Source organism: Citrobacter freundii complex sp. CFNIH4 (genome assembly GCF_002934505.1).
Taxonomy (GTDB): domain Bacteria; phylum Pseudomonadota; class Gammaproteobacteria; order Enterobacterales; family Enterobacteriaceae; genus Citrobacter; species Citrobacter freundii.
In genome coordinates this window covers 54,752-70,178 of record NZ_CP026231.1, presented here as the reverse complement: position 1 = coordinate 70,178, position 15,427 = coordinate 54,752, and the positions used below count along the sequence as shown (strand labels likewise).

Genomic DNA, 15,427 nt, shown 5'->3' with positions numbered 1-15,427 from the left:
CGCTGCTCAGCCCTGATTACGCATCTCAAAGCCTGTGATGCGCAATTGCGGGATATAACGATTGTTATGATAAACTCCCGCAATCACTCTCATGACAAGGTATATACTGGTCGATTATTGGTAGCGCTTACACGGAAATCTTCGCGCTTACCGGCATCAACAAGAGGGATGTTAATGCCTGATTTTTTCTCATTTATTAATGAAATACTCTGGGGATCGGTGATGATCTACCTCCTGCTTGGCGCAGGATGTTGGTTCACCTGGCGTACAGGGTTCGTGCAGTTCCGCTACATTCGCCAGTTTGGCACAAGTCTTAAAAACAGCATTAGCCCGCAGCCGGGCGGTTTAACTTCCTTTCAGGCTCTGTGCACCAGCCTTGCCGCGCGTATCGGTAGCGGGAACCTGGCCGGCGTAGCGTTGGCGATCGCCGCTGGCGGCCCTGGAGCCATTTTCTGGATGTGGGTCTCAGCGGTCATTGGTATGGCAACGTCATTCGCCGAGTGCTCACTTGCCCAACTGTATAAAGAACGCGATAGCAAAGGACAGTTCCGCGGTGGTCCTGCGTGGTATATGGCACGTGGTCTGGGCATGCGCTGGATGGGCGTCCTTTTTGCCATCTTTTTACTGATTGCCTATGGACTGATTTTTAACAGCGTTCAGGCGAACTCGGTCTCTCGTGCGTTGACCTTTGCTTTTGACATCCCTCCCCTCTTCTCCGGTATCGCACTGGCAATAGTGTCATTACTGGTCATCGTCGGCGGTATTAAAGGCGTCGCACGCCTGATGCAATGGTTCGTTCCGATGATGGCACTGCTGTGGGTTGGAAGTAGCATCATCATCTGTCTGTGGCATATCGGGCATCTTCCCGACATTATCGTCACCATTATAAAAAGCGCCTTTGGCTGGCAGGAAGCAGCAGCGGGTGCGGCCGGATATACGCTAAGCCAGGCTATTGCCAACGGTTTTCAGCGCGGCATGTTTTCTAACGAAGCCGGAATGGGATCTACGCCGAATGCAGCCGCATCGGCCGCCTCCTGGCCACCGCATCCTGCGGCACAAGGCATTGTGCAAATGATTGGGGTATTAGGCGACACTCTCGTGGTCTGTACGGCTAGCGCGATGATTATTCTGTTGGCAGGCAATGGCACCAGCTATGTGCCAATGGAAGGCATCCAGTTACTTCAAAAAGCAATGGTAACGCTGACGGGAGAATGGGGAGCCGGATTCGTGGCTTTTATTGTGATTCTGTTTGCCTTTAGCTCGATCGTCGCCAACTACATCTATGCGGAGAACAATCTCGTCTTTCTGAAACTGGACAATATGCGCATCATCTGGCTATTGCGAATCGCTACCATTAGCACCATTATCGGCGGAACGTTTGTCAGCTTCCCGCTGGTCTGGCAGTTGGCCGATATCATTATGGCTTGTATGGCCATTACTAACCTGACAGCGATTCTGCTGCTTTCTCCGGTTGTCCATACCATCGCCAGCGATTATCTGCGCCAGCGTAAACTCGGGGTGCGCCCGGAATTCGATCCGCACCGTTATCCTGATATCAGACAACAGCTTGCCCCCGAAAGCTGGGATGAAACGCCGCGCGGATAGCGCGGCAATCACAACCATCGATCAAATCTGTCGTTTTTTTTGCTAAAGTCGCAGTAAATTTCCTGCAAGGACTGGATATGCTGATTCTGATTTCACCTGCAAAAACGCTCGACTACCAAAGTCCGCTGGCAACAACACGCCATACGCTACCCGAACTGCTGGATCACTCTCAGCAGCTTATCCATGTGGCGCGCCAGCTCTCTGCGCCGCAGATTGGCAAGCTGATGGGAATTAGCGACAAACTGGCGGATTTGAATGCCACGCGTTTCCATGACTGGCAGCCTGACTTCACGCCGGACAATGCGCGCCAGGCCATTCTGGCATTTAAGGGCGACGTGTATACCGGGCTGCAGGCTGAAACCTTCAGCGAGGCGGATTTCGACTTCGCTCAGCAGCATTTAAGGATGTTGTCCGGACTGTACGGCGTTCTACGTCCACTGGATTTGATGCAACCTTATCGTCTGGAGATGGGCATTCGTTTGGCCAATGCGAAGGGTAAAGATCTCTACCAGTTCTGGGGAGATATCATCACCGATAAACTTAATGAAGCACTTGAAGCACAAGGCGACAGCGTGGTGATTAATCTCGCTTCGGATGAGTATTTTAAATCCGTGAAGCCGAAAAAGCTCAATGCCGAGCTGATTAAACCAGTCTTCCTCGACGAGAAAAACGGCAAGTTCAAAGTCATCAGCTTTTATGCCAAGAAAGCGCGCGGCCTGATGAGCCGCTACATCATTGAGAACCGCTTAACGCAGCCGGAACAGCTGACCGCATTTAACAGCGAAGGCTATTTCTTTGATGAAGAAGCGTCAGGAAACGGCGAACTGGTGTTTAAACGCCACGAGCAATAATTTATATGCCGGATGACGGCTAACGCCTTATCCGGCCTACAGGTTTTGTAGGCCCGCTAAGCAAAGCGCCAGCGGGCACCACCGTTAACTGCGGGTCATCATCAGCTTACGCAGTTGCGCAAAATCAGCAGGCAGGTGATGAGAAAGCAGCGGCAAGTCCGCGCGTTCCGCCAGTTCTTTTGGCAACGCCAGCGTCAGATCAAGAATCTCTTCAACGCTTTCTTTAAACTTCGCCGGATGCGCAGTACCGAGGAACAGGCCATACTCGCCAGGGTTTAGCTGATCACGCAGCGCACGGTAAGCCACCGCCGCATGCGGTTCAGAGGTGTAGCCTAACTCATGCAGCTCGCGCATCGTTTCCTGTGTCGTGACATCGTCAACGGCGGCGTAACCCAGCTCATTCAGACGCCAGATTTTACGGCGGAACAGTTCTTCCACGCGCGGCCAGTTGTTCGGCTGACTGACATCCATCGCATTCGACAACGTCGCCTGGGTTGCTTTCGGTGCCCACTCGCCTTGTGCAAGGAAGCGTGGAACCGTATCGTTGACGTTGGTCGCGGCGATAAAACGCTTCACCGGCAGGCCCAGTGATTTCGCCAGCAGCCCGGCGGTCAAATCGCCAAAGTTACCGCTGGGAACAGAAATCACCAGCTGATTCCGCGCCTCTTGCGGCAGTTGCGCCACGGCCTCAAAGTAGTAACAAATTTGCGCCAGCAGACGGCTGATGTTGATTGAGTTAGCCGAATTCAGCCCCAAAGCCACCTTCAGTTCGTCATCATCAAACGCCTGTTTAACCAGCGCCTGACAGGCATCAAAATCACCGTCGATGGCGACAGTTTCAATATTGCCGCCCAGCGTACAGAACAATTTTTCCTGTAATGGGCTGATCTTGCCGTTCGGGTAGAGGATCACCACGCGCACATTTTTCAGGCCATAAAAGGCATGTGCAACCGCCGCGCCGGTATCACCTGAGGTCGCCGTCAGAATGGTTACCGGCTTGTCGCCGCTGATGTGCGTCAGCATTTGCGCCATAAAGCGCCCGCCAAAGTCTTTAAATGCAAGCGTAGGGCCGTGGAACAGTTCCAGACAGCCGACATCTGCGGCAACCTGAGCAACCGGTGCCGGAAAAGCAAATGCAGCACGCACGCGTTTTTCCAGAATTTCCTGAGGGATCTCATCACCAATAAATGCGGACAGGATCTTCGCGCTGCGGCTAACGAAGTCCTGGTTCAGCATCTCATCCACTTCTGTCAGATTGAATTCCGGTAGATCGTGCGGAAAAAACAATCCCTGATTCTTGCCAAGCCCTTGCGTGACGGCCTGCGCAAAGCTGACCTGCTCGTTATGATCTTTCAGATTATACAGTTTCATTGATTATCCCAGTACCCGTGCGCCTGCCGTGTCCAGCCGGCAAATATGAACAAAGCCTTCCTGATTTTGCAGGTAATTTTTACTCAGCCAATCTGCTACGCGCTGCGCCGTATCCGGCTTATCGCACAAGGCGAACAGCGTCGGCCCTGACCCGGAGATCCCGCTGGCCAGCGCGCCAATTTCTGTTACCGCCTGACGCGCCTGACTAAAGCCTGGCAGCAAGCGGGTACGATACGGCTCAGCAATGACGTCCTTCATCAGCTTCGCGGCAAGCCCAGGCTGACGGGAATAGCAGGCATGGATAAATCCAGCCAGATGTCGCCCGTGGGCGATACAGTCCTGACGGCGATACTGCGCAGGTAGAATCGCCCGCGCTTCTGCCGTCGACACTTTAATCCCCGGATACGCCAGTACCCATAGCCACTCATCAAAGCCTGGCACCTGCTGGCTGATAATGCCGTTTTCTTCAATCATTAACTGCATGCCGCCCAAAAAGCACGGGGCAACATTATCGTAATGAATACTGCCGGAGATACGCCCTTCCAGCTCGCCCATTATCGCCAACAGGCGCGTATCGTTGAGCGGCTTACCGCAGTGTTCGTTCATAGCGACTAGCGCCGCCACGACGGAACAGGCGCTGGAGCCTAACCCGGAGCCAATCGGCATATTTTTTTCCAGCGTCATCGCCACCGGAACCGTTTTACCCAGCTCCTGGCAGAATCGCTCCCAACACTGATAGACAATATTTTCGCGCGGCTCTGACGGCAGCTTGTTGGCAAAGCGCCCAAGGTTGTTCAGGCTGAACTGATCAGCCGCCTCAACGGACACCACATCGCCCAACAGCGAACCGTCCACCGGAGTTACTGCCGCACCAAGCACATCAAACCCGACGCTCATATTGGCACTGGAAGCCGGGGCATAAACTCTCACCATGTCAGACTCCTAACTTCCATGAAAGGGTGCGTAGCAGGTCGGCAAAGACGCCCGCTGCCGTCACGTCGTTACCCGCGCCATATCCGCGCAGAACCAATGGTAACGGCTGATAGTAGTGGCTATAGAATGCCAGCGCGTTCTCACCGTTTTTCACTTTAAACAGCGGATCGTTGCCGTCTACTGCATCAATTTTCACGCGACAAACGCCGTCCTCTTCGATATTGCCAACATAACGCAATACTTTTCCCTCATCACGGGCTTTCGCCACGCGCGCGGCAAAGACGTCATCCAACTGTGGCAATTTCGCCATAAACGCGGATACATCACCGGAATCATCAAACTCTTTTGGCAGAACTGGCTCAATGACCACGTCTGAAAGCTCCAGCTCACGACCTGTCTCACGGGCGAGGATCAGCAGCTTACGTGCCACATCCATGCCGGAAAGATCGTCACGCGGATCGGGCTCGGTATAGCCCATCTCACGCGCCATGGTGGTGGCTTGCGAGAAGCTCATGCCTTCATCCAGCTTGCCGAAAATAAACGACAGCGAGCCGGAAAGAATACCGGAGAAACGCTGCAATTCATCACCTGCGCTGAGCAGGTTTTGCAGGTTTTCAATTACCGGCAAGCCTGCGCCCACGTTGGTGTCGTAGAGGAATTTACGCCGGGACTTCGCGGCGGCAAAACGCAGCTGATGGTAGTAATCCATCGACGAGGTGTTGGCCTTTTTGTTCGGCGTAACCACATGGAAGCCTTCGCGCAGGAAATCAGCATACTGATCCGCCACCGCCTGGCTTGACGTACAGTCGACAATCACCGGATTAAGCAGATGATATTCTTTCACCAGGCGAATTAAGCGCCCAAGGTTGAATGGCTCTTTCGCGCTTTCCAGCTCCGACTGCCAGTTCTCCAGATTCAGTCCATGGACGTTAGTCAGCAGAGCCTTCGAATTCGCCACGCCGCACACGCGAAGATCGATATGCTTCTTTTTGAGCCAGGTTTGCTGACGTTTAAGCTGCTCCAGTAGCGCACCGCCCACGCCGCCTACGCCAATCACAAACACTTCAATCACCTGGTCGGTGTTGAACAGCATTTGATGGGTCACGCGAACGCCGGTGGTCGCGTCGTCGTTGTTCACCACCACCGAAATAGAACGCTCAGACGACCCCTGGGCGATCGCCACGATATTGATGTTCGCGCGAGCCAATGCGGCAAAGAATTTCGCCGAAATGCCACGCAGAGTACGCATACCATCGCCAACAACAGAGATGATAGCCAGACGCTCAGTTACCGCCAGCGGCTCCAGCAGGCCTTCTTTCAGTTCGAGGTAGAATTCATCCTGCATGGCGCGTTGCGCACGTGCGCAGTCGCCCTGCGGGACGCAGAAGCTGATGCTATATTCGGAAGAGGATTGGGTGATCAGCACTACCGAGATGCCCGCACGCGACATTGCGGCAAAAACGCGTGCCGCCATACCCACCATGCCTTTCATTCCTGGGCCGGAAACGCTAAACATCGCCATGTTATTGAGATTAGAAATACCTTTTACCGGCAAATCGTCGTCATCACTGCTGGCGCCAATCAACGTGCCAGGCGCTTGTGGATTGCCGGTATTTTTAATCAGGCAAGGGATCTGGAACTGGGCAATAGGGGTAATGGTGCGCGGGTGCAGCACTTTGGCGCCGAAGTAAGAAAGCTCCATCGCTTCCTGATAAGACATCGACTTCAGCAGTCGGGCGTCGGGTACCTGACGCGGATCGCAAGTATATACGCCGTCAACATCGGTCCAGATCTCACAACAATCCGCGCGCAAACAGGCGGCCAGTACGGCGGCAGAGTAGTCGGAGCCATTACGCCCCAGCACCACTAACTCACCTTTCTCATTCCCGGCGGTAAATCCGGCCATCAAAATCATGTGGTCCGCAGGAATACGGCTGGCGGCAATGCGGCGCGTAGATTCGGCGATATCAACGGTAGATTCGAGGTAATGGCCGACTGCCAGCAATTTCTCCACCGGATCGATGACCGTCACGTTGTGCCCGCGCGCTTCCAGCAGGCCTGCCATGATGGCGATCGACATTTTTTCGCCACGGCAGATAAGCGCGGCATTGATGCTGTCCGGGCACTGTCCCAACAGGCTGATGCCATGCAGGACGTGTTTAATCTGGGCAAACTCTTGTTCAACAAAGGCTTTGAGCGGGGCCAACGGAAAACCCGGCTGCGCGGCGGCCAAACCCACCAATAGCTCAGAGAAAATACGTTCGGCGTCGCTGATATTGGCTAAAGCATCCTGACCACCGATGGTCTTCTCAATCATCGCCACCAGATGGTTGGTAATTTTTGCGGGGGCAGAGAGCACGGTCGCGACCTGCCCCTGTCTGGCATTGCTTTCCAGAATATCGGCAACCCGCAGAAAGCGCTCTGCATTTGCCACTGATGTACCGCCGAACTTCAACACTCGCATGGTTTACCTCATTGCCTTTGGTCGAAAAAAAAGCCCGCACTGTTTAGGTGCGGGCTTTTTCTTGTGTTTCCTGTACGCGTCAGCCCGCACCGTTACCTGTGGTAATGGTGATGGTTGTGGTAATAGTGATGCTGATGCGTTTCATGATGTTGTGTGCTCTGTAATTATTATCTGTCTGTCTTGTATTCTTTTAGGGTTAAAGTATCTGCTGACCTAAGTCAATAAATTTTTAAATTGATCACATTCCGAAACTTGTTCATGAGCGACTGCTTGCCCTTTTACTTTCAACCAATACAGCATGTCTCGCCCACTTGAAACCAGAGTAAAACACTGCACAACAAACATTGATCAAAACTTTATTTTGTTAGATTTTTTTCTATATCATGTAAAAAACGGTGCAACATTGCCGTGTCTCGCTGCTCTAACAGACCCATTCGCTGTTGCAGCCAGTCCGTCAACTTAATGTCGTCAGAAACGTTCAGCGTGGCTAATAAACGCAAAACACGTTCGCGCAATGCCTGTAGCTGATGCTCATCCGTCATCTCAATGTTTCTGGCCGGTTGTTGTATTAAACCTGCTAATTGATAGCAATACACCATCACCGCCTGCCCCAAATTGAGTGATGGATAGTCAGCCACCATCGGTACCCCGGTGAGGACATCCGCCAGAGCCAATTCTTCGTTGGTCAGCCCCGAATCTTCACGACCAAAAACCAGCGCGGCGTGATCCATCCACGTTGATTTTTCCTGCAACAGGGGAACCAGTTCGACCGGCGTAGCGTAATAATGAAACTTCGCGCGGCTGCGCGCCGTGGTCGCGACGGTAAAATCCACGTCGTGAAGCGCCTCGGCTAACGTTGGAAAAACGTTAATATTATCAATAATATCACCCGAGCCATGCGCAACCCATCGCGTGGCAGGTTCCAGGTGGGCCTCGCTGTCAACGATCCGCAACTGGGTGAATCCCATGGTCTTCATCGCACGGGCTGCCGCACCAATATTTTCCGCTCTGGCGGGGGCAACCAGAATAATTGTTAAACGCATTTTGATACTCTTTTAGCCTATGTGCAGGTAATAATGTGACGTGCATCAACATATTACGCAGCGCGAATTTACATATTTTTAACAGAAATCACTGAAAAAGCATTTCGCATCCGGTAAAAAATGCTAAACTATTTCCAGACTGAACTATTGCCCTTTATGTTAACAAAAGTTGCATATCCTTCTGTTTATCCATGATAATTTAATTTAAAATGGATCGCATTGGTTGGATTCATTACATTTATTAATTAGCGCGTGCAACTAGTTGTAATATTGCAATTTTGTGATGAAAGCAAACATTTGGATACGTTGATTTCATCAAACTGTTAACGTGCTACAATTGAACTTGATATATGTCAACGAAGCGTAGTTTTATTGGGTGTCCGGCATGTCTTAGCCTGTTATGTTGCTGTTAAAATGGTTAGGATGACAGCCGTTTTTGACACTGTCGGGTCCAGAGGGAAACTACCCACGACCAAGCTAATGATGTTGTTGACGTTGATGGAAAGTGCATCAAGAACGCAATTACGTACTTTAGTCATGTTACGCCGATCATGTTAATTTACGGCATGCATCAGGCAGGTCAGGGACTTTTGTACTTCCTGTTTCGATTTAGTTGGCAATTTAGGTAGCAAACATGCAGACCCCGCACATTCTTATCGTTGAAGACGAGTTAGTAACACGCAACACGTTGAAAAGCATTTTCGAAGCAGAAGGCTATGATGTATTCGAAGCGACAGATGGCGCGGAAATGCATCAGATTCTCTCTGAATATGACATCAACCTTGTGATTATGGATATCAATCTGCCTGGGAAAAATGGCCTCCTGTTAGCGCGCGAACTCCGCGAACAAGCTAACGTTGCGCTGATGTTCCTGACGGGCCGTGATAACGAAGTCGATAAAATTCTCGGCCTCGAAATCGGCGCAGACGATTACATCACCAAGCCGTTTAACCCGCGCGAACTGACTATCCGTGCTCGTAACCTGCTGTCGCGTACCATGAACCTGGGTACCGTCAGCGAAGAACGCCGTAGCGTCGAGAGCTACAAGTTCAATGGCTGGGAGCTGGACATCAACAGCCGCTCTCTGATTGGTCCTGATGGCGAGCAGTATAAACTGCCACGCAGCGAATTCCGCGCCATGCTTCACTTCTGTGAGAATCCGGGCAAAATCCAGTCTCGCGCAGAACTGCTGAAAAAAATGACCGGTCGCGAACTGAAGCCGCATGACCGTACCGTTGACGTGACTATCCGCCGCATTCGTAAACATTTCGAATCAACGCCGGATACGCCAGAAATCATCGCCACCATTCACGGGGAAGGCTACCGTTTCTGCGGCGACCTGCAGGATTAATTCGATCCTCACAGGTAAAAAAACGGCGCAATATGCGCCGTTTTTCATTTCACCACAGCCCTATTTCCATAAGCGAAACTCGTCACTCTGCGCAGGCTGAGACTCCGGAATTTCTGTCGGCTTTGGTTTTGGCTGTGCCAGCGAGTGCCAGTCAAGATGACGCGTCAGGAACATCACGCCACACAACGCGACCAACAGCACGCCGGTTCCCAGCAGTAAAGAGCTGTCCTGTGAACGGAGCAACACCCACATCACACCATCCAGCCCCAGCAGCGCTACGGTGAACAAAATACTCTTAAGCCAACCCTGTAATATCGCCTGCAGATACACACCGTTCATCAACGCCCCCACCAGACTCGCCGTAATCCACGCGGCGGTAAAACCAATATGTTCTGACAACGCCAGCAGCAACAGATAAAACATCACCAGCGATAATCCCACCAGCAGGTACTGCATCGGGTGCAGTCGAAGGCTGGTCATGCTTTCAAGAACAAAGAAAGACATAAAGGTCAGCACAATCAGCAAAATGGCATATTTTGTCGCCCTGTCCGTCAGTTGGTATTGATCCGCAGGCGTGGCGACAGCGACGCTAAATGCAGGCATTCCCTCCCAGCCAATCTTTTCGCCATCAAAGCGTTCGCCGAGGTTATTGGCAAACCAACTGCTTTGCCACTGGGCATTGAATCCAGACTTACTGATTTCGCGCTTAGCCGGAAGAAAATCCCCAAGAAAGTTGGGATGCGACCAATTGCTGGTTAAGGTCATTTCACTGTTACGGCCAACCGGAACAACGGAGAAATCTCCTGTTCCGCTCAAATTCAGCGACAGCGTCATGCTCAGGTTTTGCTCCGCCCAGCTCGCGTCGGGTAACGGAATGTGGATCCCCTGCGCACGTCCATCCAACCCCGTCCCCGGCTCAACCGCCAGCGACGTTCCATTGACCTGCGGCGCTTGCACCACACCAATCCCGCGCGCATCCCCCACTCCAACCACGATAAATGGTTTGCCGACGCTGACGTTGGGATGGTTTAAATCACGCAAACGTTCAGCGTTAAACTCGGCCTTCACCGAGATATCGTTGTGCCAGACCTGGCCCTCATAAATACCGATTTTACGCGCTTCAACGTTCTGACTCCCCTCAACCACCAACGACTCCGGCAGCCAGAAATGGATATAGCTTCGCTTACGCTGGATCTCTTTGCCATCCTCCAGCGAGGTATAAAGCTCTGTCACCGGAATGGCTATCAACGGGCCGACCATCTTTTGCGGTCCGCTGGTGCTCTGGCGGATTGCATCTTCAACGTCATTGCGATAATCCGATCGCTCTACGATTATCTGCCTGACCATTGTCAGGGGAATTAACAGCAGCAGCATGGCGCCACCCAGAGTGACGATTTTCCAGAACAGGGGTGATTTCAACATAGCGTTCTCCTTTGCAATATCAGCAAGGTAGAACAGCTATGTGCGGAGAATTTGAAGTTATGTGAAGTGACGGTGAAGCGTAAACGAAGCTTGTGCGCCGCCCTCTGGTCGGTTAGATAATGTCACCGCGCCTTCATGCAGTCGTGCAACTTCACTGACAAACGCCAGCCCCAAACCGCTGCTCTTGTGTCCATTCTCGCGGGGCAGCGAGTAGAAGCGCTCAAAAATACGCGGCAACGCAAAGTCAGGGATCCCGCTACCGCTGTCGGTAACCTGCAACGTGACCCGATCCTCGTGCTGATGTGCACTCAGCACAATCGTCCCGTCCTGTGGCGTAAAGTCGATAGCGTTGTCGAGTAAATTCCCCAATGCCTGCTCCAGTAACGCGGGATCGGCTGCGACGCTAAGCGATGAAGGCAGAATGGTCAGCGTGATGTTTTTTGCCGCCAGCTGCACGCTACGCGCCTCTTTAAGCTGAGCAAACAGCGCATCTACCGCCACTGGCGTCAACGTAATGTCCTGCCGATTCTCCAGTCGCGCCTGACGTAACAAGGTTTCAACCAGCGCCTGCATGCGCGCATTTTGCGTCAGAATATTATCGGTAAAGCGCGCTACCACGTTTGGCGGCGGACCTTCGCGCAGTATCTCTGCCGCGCCACGAATGGCCGCCAGCGGGCTTTTCAGCTCATGCGTTAACGCGTAGACATACTGCTCAATGTAGTTCTTGCCTTCGAGCTTCAGACGCATACTTTCCAGCGCCTGCGCCAGTTTGCGTAACTCGCTACTGCCTAAATCAGGCAGTGGGACGGGGCGATTCTCAGTAACGGAATCGGCATAACGCGCCAGCCGGGCAATGGAGCGGTTTATCCACCATACCATCCCGAAGCCAATCACCAGGGCAATACCCAGCAATACGGCGCTGGCCCACAGCATTCGCCGTTCACTGCGTTTAATCACCGGCGCCATCGCTGCATTTGGTTTGCCGACACTGAGCACACCGATAATACGACCACCGTCTACAATCGGCGCGGCAACGTACATCACCGAGCTTTCCGGATCATCCGGGTTTTGCGGCGTACTACGAGCGCCATACTGCCCACGTAACGTTAACCACACGTCGTTCCAGCGGGAGTAGTCCTGACCGACGGCCTGGTTAGCTGAATCAAACACCACCTTGCCCTGCGCGTCCGTCATGTAGACATGGTATTCATTACGTACTTTGTTAATGCCGCTGATATTGGCGCGGAATGGGCGGTTATGCAGTTGCGAAAAGGCCTGCGCCAGCTTGCCGTTGGTGGGGGTGTCAGAGAGTAAGTCATCACGCGCCAGCGCAGCCAGCAGCGTGGCGGTATCAATCAATGAGCCTTCAGTCGCTCGACGGACGCCTGGCTTAATTTCCTGCACAAAGATCGACAGAACGAACCAGGCAGCGACGGCAACAATCAGAAAATAGCCGAGCAGCAAACGCATGCCAATGCGCATCAAACGCTCCTCAGGCTGTATCCCATACCGCGATGCGTATTGATGGGGGAAAGCTCGGGGTTGATGGCCCGCAGCTTGGCGCGCAGCGTTTTGATGTGGGTATCGACCGTTCTGTCAAAGGTATCCTGCGCATCGGCCCAGACTAAATCCATCAGTTGTTGGCGGGAGTAAATACGTCCCGGCGACATCAGCAGTGTTTTCAGCAGCAGGAATTCATAGCGCGTCAGGTTCAACGGCATGCCGAACCAGGTAATCTGCGCGGCCAGCTCATTAAGTTCAAAATCCCCACAGCGCGTTGTCAATGAAGGCGTGGAGAATTTTTGCACCCGCCGCAGCAGCGTACGCACACGAGCGCACACTTCACGCGGCGAGAAAGGCTTGGCAACATAGTCATCCGCGCCAATTTCCAGCCCCAACAGGCGATCCACTTCATCGCTGCGTGCGGTCAGAAACAGGATCGGCAACGCCGGGTGGCGTTCAAGTAAACGTCGGCACAGTTCAAAACCGCTTATATCCGGTAGCCCGACATCCAGAATGATGGCATCAGGGCATTGCTGGCGAGACTTCTCCAGCACGGGAAATCCGCGCTCAAACGCCTCTACGCTAAACCCCTCTTGCTGCAGCATGTAGATAAGCGTATCAGCGATTCCCTGCTCATCCTCAACCAACCAGATCAACGGCTGTTGCATTGTGCTTCCTTGTTATTGCCGCCACGGCATGATGGGTACCGCGCTAATGGCATTTTTGGGCGATCCATCGACGACTTTATCTGAATAAGCCAGATAGGCCAGCGCATTACGTTTCGCATCGTAAAAACGCACGACCTGTAAAGATTTAAACACCAGCGAGGTACGTTTTTTAAATACCACTTCGCCCTGAGCTTTACCGTTCTTGATTCTGTCGCTCAGTTCTACCGGCCCAACCTGCTGGCAGGAAATGGCGGCATCGGAGGTATCTTCCGCCAGCCCCAGACCACCTTTGATGCCGCCAGTCTTCGCCCGACTCACGTAGCAGGTCACGTTGGTAACATCCGGATCGTCAAACGCTTCGACCACAATTTTATGATCCGGGCCGAACATTTTGAACACCGTATCGACAGATCCAATCTGCTCTGCATGGGCAACCTGCGCCAACATCAGCAGAATTGAGGAAATGACTAAGCTCTTATATTTCATATTGTTACCATTTTTAAAAGTTACTCTGTGCAATTATTCGACATTCTAAGATAAAACGTATACAGATCACAGGATTACAATAATCACGCTTTCGTATGTCCGAAAAAAGCATTTATGAGCAAAAAAAACACTGAATGCTAAAACAGCAAAAAATGCTATTATCCTCATACCTGACGTCAGGTACTCGTTGTTGAAAGGATGAGGATATTTTATGGATCAGGCTGGCATTATTCGCGACCTATTAATCTGGCTGGAAGGTCATCTGGATCAGCCTTTGTCGCTTGACAATGTGGCGGCAAAAGCGGGCTATTCCAAGTGGCACCTGCAGAGAATGTTTAAGGACGTGACGGGCCATGCTATTGGCGCCTATATCAGCGCCCGTCGTTTATCGAAATCTGCAGTGGCGCTGCGCCTGACTGCGCGCCCAATTTTGGATATTGCGCTGCAATATCGCTTCGACTCTCAACAAACCTTTACTCGCGCGTTCAAGAAACAGTTTTCCCAAACGCCTGCGCTGTATCGTCGCTCCCCGGAATGGAGTGCGTTTGGTATTCGCCCGCCAATGCGCCTGGGTGAATTTGCGATGCCTGCGCACGAGTTTGTCACCCTGGAAGATACGCAACTACTCGGCACCACGCAAAGCTATTCCTGCTCGCTGGAACAGATTTCAGATTTCCGTCATGAAATGCGTATTCAGTTCTGGCGCGACTTCCTCAGTCAGGCTCCTGCGATCCCGCCAGTCCTGTACGGGCTTAACGAAACACGTCCGAGCATTGAAAAAGATGACGAGCAGGAAGTGTTTTACACCACTGCACTGACGCCGGAACAGGCCAATGGCTATGTGCCGTCGGCGCAGCCTATCCTGTTACAGGGTGGCGAGTACGTGATGTTTACCTACGAAGGGCTGGGAACCGGCGTGCAAGAGTTTATCCTGACGGTTTACGGCACATGCATGCCAATGCTGAACCTGACGCGCCGTAAAGGACAGGATATCGAGCGATATTACCCGGCAGAAGATGCCAAAGCGGGAGATCGCCCGATCAACCTGCGCTGCGAATTCCTGATTCCGATTCGCCGCTAGCGCTGTAGTTCATCCAACGCAGGGGCGTCCAGATGTGAGATGTCCCCTGCCGTTTCAACGACCCATCCCGGCGCCAGCCATAAGCTTTCCTGGTAATCAACGCGAGAAATAGAACAGTTGCGCAGACGCAAGCGACGTTCAGCCCATGCCGGTAATCCAAGAATTGTACTCACCAGGCAACCCAGCGCGATACCGTGACTGACCAGCAGCGGGCGACTTCCCGGCGGCAATTCCAGACAGGATGCCAGCGCTGCGTTGACGCGATCGCTCAATTCCTGCATCGATTCCCCTTCCGGGATACGACCATCCACCGTACCGTTCACCAACTGGCGACGCCAGCCCTCTTCCTCCGGCGTCAGCGTATCGATGTGACGTTTTTCCAGCACACCCATATTTAGCTCGCGCAGACGGGAGTCATAGGTGATATCACAGCCACAGGCCTGGGCGATGATTTCTGCGGTGCGTCGTGTACGACCAAGATCGCTACTGATGACATGCGTAATACCAAACGAGCGAGCGCGTTCACCCACCTGCATGGCTTGCTGTTCACCTTTAGCGGTTAGTGGGCTGTCTGACTGGCCTTGAATACGTCGCTCGGCGTTCCACTGCGTTTCGCCATGGCGAACAAGGTATACCTGTAACATGCTTT

Annotated in this window: 15 protein-coding genes and 1 other annotated feature; of the genes, 4 read left to right on the top strand and 11 right to left on the bottom strand. The window is 52.7% G+C overall.

Going from position 1 to position 15,427, the window contains the following annotated elements:
* The first annotated feature begins 174 nt into the window (after window positions 1–174).
* Together C2U41_RS00375 and yaaA are read left to right on the top strand one after the other, a co-directional pair.
* On the top strand, window positions 175–1,605 hold the full coding sequence (locus tag C2U41_RS00375) for an alanine/glycine:cation symporter family protein (RefSeq protein ID WP_054528040.1): 1,431 nt from the start codon (window positions 175–177) through the stop codon (window positions 1,603–1,605).
* 77 nt (window positions 1,606–1,682) lie between these two features.
* Complete coding sequence (gene yaaA, locus C2U41_RS00370; RefSeq protein WP_003018978.1) at window positions 1,683–2,456, top strand: peroxide stress protein YaaA; 774 nt, start codon at window positions 1,683–1,685, stop codon at window positions 2,454–2,456.
* 84 nt (window positions 2,457–2,540) lie between these two features.
* On the opposite strand, the gene thrC is transcribed toward yaaA, so the two are convergent.
* The 6 genes from thrC to yjjY all read right to left on the bottom strand — a co-directional run bounded on the left by thrC (window position 2,541) and on the right by yjjY (window position 8,806).
* Window positions 2,541–3,827 carry a threonine synthase gene (gene thrC / locus C2U41_RS00365; RefSeq protein ID WP_103848349.1) on the bottom strand — a complete coding sequence of 429 codons (1,287 nt, stop codon included), beginning with the start codon at window positions 3,825–3,827 and terminating at the stop codon, window positions 2,541–2,543.
* Window positions 3,828–3,830: 3 nt separating this feature from the next.
* Window positions 3,831–4,760 (bottom strand): homoserine kinase, encoded by a 930-nt coding sequence (gene thrB / locus C2U41_RS00360; RefSeq protein ID WP_003018982.1) that lies wholly within the window; start codon window positions 4,758–4,760, stop codon window positions 3,831–3,833.
* 1 nt (window position 4,761) lies between these two features.
* Window positions 4,762–7,224: a bifunctional aspartate kinase/homoserine dehydrogenase I gene (gene thrA, locus C2U41_RS00355; protein WP_003018985.1), complete on the bottom strand. Its 2,463-nt coding sequence runs from the start codon at window positions 7,222–7,224 to the stop codon at window positions 4,762–4,764.
* 23 nt (window positions 7,225–7,247) lie between these two features.
* Window positions 7,248–7,374: a sequence feature (Thr leader region), on the bottom strand.
* Window positions 7,304–7,369 carry a thr operon leader peptide gene (gene thrL, locus C2U41_RS00350; RefSeq protein WP_032337689.1) on the bottom strand — a complete coding sequence of 22 codons (66 nt, stop codon included), beginning with the start codon at window positions 7,367–7,369 and terminating at the stop codon, window positions 7,304–7,306. (Overlaps the previous feature by 66 nt.)
* A 206-nt stretch (window positions 7,375–7,580) precedes the next feature.
* Window positions 7,581–8,267, bottom strand: a complete 687-nt coding sequence (locus C2U41_RS00345) for a tRNA/rRNA methyltransferase (RefSeq protein ID WP_003018988.1) — start codon at window positions 8,265–8,267, stop codon at window positions 7,581–7,583.
* Window positions 8,268–8,665: 398 nt separating this feature from the next.
* Window positions 8,666–8,806 (bottom strand): protein YjjY, encoded by a 141-nt coding sequence (gene yjjY / locus C2U41_RS00335; protein ID WP_042998021.1) that lies wholly within the window; start codon window positions 8,804–8,806, stop codon window positions 8,666–8,668.
* A gap of 95 nt (window positions 8,807–8,901) precedes the next feature.
* On the opposite strand from yjjY, the gene arcA reads away from it, so the two are divergent.
* The gene (gene arcA / locus C2U41_RS00330; RefSeq protein ID WP_001194359.1) at window positions 8,902–9,618 is read left to right on the top strand and encodes a two-component system response regulator ArcA; all 717 of its coding nucleotides are present in this window, start codon (window positions 8,902–8,904) and stop codon (window positions 9,616–9,618) included.
* Window positions 9,619–9,678: 60 nt separating this feature from the next.
* On the opposite strand, the gene creD is transcribed toward arcA, so the two are convergent.
* The 4 genes from creD to creA are packed head-to-tail and all read right to left on the bottom strand — an operon-like array spanning window position 9,679 to window position 13,697.
* On the bottom strand, window positions 9,679–11,040 hold the full coding sequence (creD, locus tag C2U41_RS00325) for a cell envelope integrity protein CreD (protein WP_032937489.1): 1,362 nt from the start codon (window positions 11,038–11,040) through the stop codon (window positions 9,679–9,681).
* Window positions 11,041–11,097: 57 nt separating this feature from the next.
* Complete coding sequence (gene creC / locus C2U41_RS00320) at window positions 11,098–12,522, bottom strand: two-component system sensor histidine kinase CreC (RefSeq protein ID WP_046670903.1); 1,425 nt, start codon at window positions 12,520–12,522, stop codon at window positions 11,098–11,100.
* Entirely contained in the window at window positions 12,522–13,211 is a 690-nt protein-coding gene (gene creB / locus C2U41_RS00315; RefSeq protein ID WP_044713001.1) for a two-component system response regulator CreB, read from the bottom strand. The genes creC and creB overlap by 1 nt, the downstream gene beginning before the upstream one ends.
* Window positions 13,212–13,223: 12 nt before the next feature.
* Window positions 13,224–13,697 carry a protein CreA gene (gene creA / locus C2U41_RS00310; protein WP_003018998.1) on the bottom strand — a complete coding sequence of 158 codons (474 nt, stop codon included), beginning with the start codon at window positions 13,695–13,697 and terminating at the stop codon, window positions 13,224–13,226.
* 211 nt (window positions 13,698–13,908) lie between these two features.
* Between creA and robA the strand changes: the two genes are divergently transcribed.
* On the top strand, window positions 13,909–14,778 hold the full coding sequence (gene robA / locus C2U41_RS00305; protein ID WP_103848348.1) for an MDR efflux pump AcrAB transcriptional activator RobA: 870 nt from the start codon (window positions 13,909–13,911) through the stop codon (window positions 14,776–14,778).
* On the opposite strand, the gene gpmB is transcribed toward robA, so the two are convergent.
* Window positions 14,775–15,422 (bottom strand): 2,3-diphosphoglycerate-dependent phosphoglycerate mutase GpmB, encoded by a 648-nt coding sequence (gpmB, locus tag C2U41_RS00300; RefSeq protein WP_003019006.1) that lies wholly within the window; start codon window positions 15,420–15,422, stop codon window positions 14,775–14,777. The two genes, robA and gpmB, sit on opposite strands and share 4 nt — an antisense overlap.
* Window positions 15,423–15,427: the final 5 nt, after the last annotated feature.

What these genes read in the sequence shown, in the direction of transcription:
- C2U41_RS00375 (WP_054528040.1), top strand. Translation starts at nt 175, where the DNA reads ATGCCTGATTTTTTCTCATTTATTAATGAAATACTCTGGGGATCGGTG.
- yaaA (WP_003018978.1), top strand. Translation starts at nt 1,683, where the DNA reads ATGCTGATTCTGATTTCACCTGCAAAAACGCTCGACTACCAAAGTCCG.
- thrC (WP_103848349.1), bottom strand. Translation starts at nt 3,827, where the DNA reads ATGAAACTGTATAATCTGAAAGATCATAACGAGCAGGTCAGCTTTGCG.
- thrB (WP_003018982.1), bottom strand. Translation starts at nt 4,760, where the DNA reads ATGGTGAGAGTTTATGCCCCGGCTTCCAGTGCCAATATGAGCGTCGGG.
- thrA (WP_003018985.1), bottom strand. Translation starts at nt 7,224, where the DNA reads ATGCGAGTGTTGAAGTTCGGCGGTACATCAGTGGCAAATGCAGAGCGC.
- C2U41_RS00345 (WP_003018988.1), bottom strand. Translation starts at nt 8,267, where the DNA reads ATGCGTTTAACAATTATTCTGGTTGCCCCCGCCAGAGCGGAAAATATT.
- yjjY (WP_042998021.1), bottom strand. Translation starts at nt 8,806, where the DNA reads ATGACTAAAGTACGTAATTGCGTTCTTGATGCACTTTCCATCAACGTC.
- arcA (WP_001194359.1), top strand. Translation starts at nt 8,902, where the DNA reads ATGCAGACCCCGCACATTCTTATCGTTGAAGACGAGTTAGTAACACGC.
- creD (WP_032937489.1), bottom strand. Translation starts at nt 11,040, where the DNA reads ATGTTGAAATCACCCCTGTTCTGGAAAATCGTCACTCTGGGTGGCGCC.
- creC (WP_046670903.1), bottom strand. Translation starts at nt 12,522, where the DNA reads ATGCGCATTGGCATGCGTTTGCTGCTCGGCTATTTTCTGATTGTTGCC.
- creB (WP_044713001.1), bottom strand. Translation starts at nt 13,211, where the DNA reads ATGCAACAGCCGTTGATCTGGTTGGTTGAGGATGAGCAGGGAATCGCT.
- creA (WP_003018998.1), bottom strand. Translation starts at nt 13,697, where the DNA reads ATGAAATATAAGAGCTTAGTCATTTCCTCAATTCTGCTGATGTTGGCG.
- robA (WP_103848348.1), top strand. Translation starts at nt 13,909, where the DNA reads ATGGATCAGGCTGGCATTATTCGCGACCTATTAATCTGGCTGGAAGGT.
- gpmB (WP_003019006.1), bottom strand. Translation starts at nt 15,422, where the DNA reads ATGTTACAGGTATACCTTGTTCGCCATGGCGAAACGCAGTGGAACGCC.